The organism is Bradyrhizobium sp. (genome assembly GCF_049581145.1).
In the GTDB taxonomy this organism is placed as follows: Bacteria; Pseudomonadota; Alphaproteobacteria; order Rhizobiales; family Xanthobacteraceae; genus Bradyrhizobium.
In genome coordinates, this window is the sequence record NZ_JBAURI010000110.1 from 1 (window position 1) to 2,013 (window position 2,013).

Here is a 2,013-nt window from a genome sequence, read left to right on the forward strand (position 1 = left end):
GGTGAGGACGCCGAAGGCGTGGGGGATGCCGGTCTCCTGTTGCGACTGGCCGATGCCGCGGGCTACCTCGTTGTAGATGGCCTCGTAGTGGGCCGTCTCGCCGCGGAGGAGAACGCCGAGCGTGATAACTGCTGCGTAATCTTTGGTTTGCGCCAGGGTGCGGGCGGCCGACGGGATCTCCCAGGCACCTGGCACGCGGACGATTTGGATGTCTTTGAGGGCGCATCCGCTGCGGGTGAGGGCGTCTAGTGCGCCTTGCAGGAGGCGGTCGGTGATGACGGCATTCCAGCGCGCTACTACGATGGCAAACCGTTTGTTTGCAGCAGATAGGTCGCCTTCCACGGCGATGGGGCGGTTGTGAAGCGGGTTCTCCGATTGCCAGAAGCCGACGGTTAAGTCGTTTGTAATCTGCGCGGTAAAGAGGCGGGAGTTCCAGTGGGTGACGGTGGGCTCGGAGAGTTTGGAGGCGGCGTCTTCGGAGCGCTGGTGAGCGAGGAGCCAACTCTTGACGGCGGCGTGGATCTCGTCGAGCTGCGTAACTTCAATCATTAGAGTGGGTTGCAATGGAGGATAGCCGGTTGCGACCTCCAGATTTCCGAGCGGGGCGAGAAAGGCCGCGCCCTTTCCGGTGCTGTCGGTCCAGCCCTTGCCGGGCTCGAAGCCTAGTGTTTGGAACAGTTCGGCGAGCTGGGTGAAGGCTTCTTCCGAGGCCACGCGCGCCACGGTCGTCAATCCCTTAATCATGAGTTGATTGTATCGCCAGCGCTGGAAAACCGGGGTATTTGAGGCAGAATTAGCCCGGTTTCGGGTTACAAATGGACTGCTTTAGCCCGGTTTCGGGTAGAACTTAGGGGTTTCTTGAGGTGAAAAGACGGTCTAGGTGACACGAATGACAAGTACGCTTGACACGGATGACAAGTACGCTTGACAGCGATGACAAGTTCGCTTGACAGGGGCTCGATGGAGGGGTTCGTGGGCTGATGGAGTTCGTTGGCCACCCACCCATGACATGAAGCCGTCATGAATGGGGCACCCGGCCTAGTTTCAGGTAGCAAGAAAGCAGCGGGAACAGAAGTGCACCTGGGTCATATGACCCAGGTCGTCGGGCTACTGGATTTTCTTTCTCGTGGCGACCGTCTCGGCGCGCAGGCTGCCGGAGGGGCGGTTGCCGGCGAGGCGGGTGGTGGCAAGGTTGATGGGTTGGAGGAGGGTGACGATGAGGGCGGTGCAGGGTTCGTCTCCGACGCAGGAGTAACTGTGGATGGTGGAGGAGTCGAAGTAGACGGAGTCGCCGGCGCGGAGTTCGTGGACGACCTCGCCGTGCTGGATGCTGAGGGTGCCGCTCATGACGTAGAGGAACTCGAAGCCGGCGTGCTGGTGGAAGTTATCGTCGGGAAATTTGCCGGGCTGGAACTCGGCGAGGTAGGGGTCGAGCTGGCGCTCGGCGACGAGGTAGCCGAGGCTTTCAAAGTCGTAGCGCGGCTGGTCGACGCCAGACTGCGGGAGGCGCACGCGATCGGCGGCGCGGTGGACGCGGAAGAGGGAGAGCGGGATGGGGCTGAAGAAGTAGTTGAGGTCCTTGCTGAAGACCATGGCGATGCGGGCGAGGTTGCGCAGGGTGGGAACGACGCGACCGGTCTCGAGCTGCGAGAGGAAGCTGGAGGAGAGGCCGGTATGGCGGCCGAGTTCGGCGAGCCCCAGCGAGGATTTTTGGCGCAGGGCGCGGATACGCAGGCCAATGCGCTTTTCGGCGATGAGCGATTCGACAGCGTCGCTGCCTACCTGGACGTCGGAGGGTTCCTGCGGCAGGGCAGGCAGAGTTTTCTCTTCGGGAAGGATGACTTCTTCCGTCAAAGGCAAAGGTGCCGGAGCGGATTGTTTCGTTGCGTCTTGCTTTTCTCGCATTGCCATCACCGTGGGACAGATTGTTTCTTGACTCGATGTATAGAATCGGCGGCGGGATGCCTGCGCATCAGTTTAGCCGCTTACCGGACGTCTGGCTTTTAGCTTCTA

The 2,013-nt window shown here is 61.1% G+C and carries 2 protein-coding genes; both read right to left on the reverse strand.

The window, feature by feature from the left end; all coding sequences use genetic code 11:
• On the reverse strand, positions 1-723 hold a 723-nt coding region (gene ribH / locus WCB02_RS03580; RefSeq protein WP_423956463.1), incomplete at its 3' end, for a 6,7-dimethyl-8-ribityllumazine synthase.
• A 384-nt stretch (positions 724-1,107) separates the two neighbouring features.
• Entirely contained in the window at positions 1,108-1,854 is a 747-nt protein-coding gene (locus tag WCB02_RS03585) for a helix-turn-helix domain-containing protein (protein ID WP_423956464.1), read from the reverse strand.
• Positions 1,855-2,013: the final 159 nt, after the last annotated feature.